Here is a 306-nt window from a genome sequence, read left to right as displayed (position 1 = left end):
GCTTAACACATGCAAGTCGAACGAGAACGGATTATAGCTTGCTATAATTGTCAGCTAAGTGGCGCACGGGTGAGTAATGTATAGGTAATATGCCTCTTACTAAGGGATAACAATTGGAAACGATTGCTAATACCTTATACTCCTTACTAACTAAAGTTAGTAAGGGAAAGATTTATTGGTAAGAGATTAGCCTGTATTGTATCAGTTAGTTGGTGGGGTAATGGCCTACCAAGACAATGACACATAACTGGTTTGAGAGGATGATCAGTCACACTGGAACTGAGACACGGTCCAGACTCCTACGGG

Annotated in this window: 1 rRNA gene; it reads left to right on the top strand. The window is 41.5% G+C overall.

What is annotated here, in order from left to right:
- A 16S ribosomal RNA gene (locus CJ670_RS09865) occupies positions 1–306 on the top strand; the annotation flags it as partial.

Origin of the sequence: Arcobacter cryaerophilus gv. crypticus, from assembly GCF_002993025.1 — a bacterium.
Classification (GTDB): domain Bacteria; phylum Campylobacterota; class Campylobacteria; order Campylobacterales; family Arcobacteraceae; genus Aliarcobacter; species Aliarcobacter cryaerophilus_B.
The sequence above is the reverse complement of the archived record's forward strand: the minus strand, read 5'-3'. Positions and strand labels throughout refer to the sequence as shown.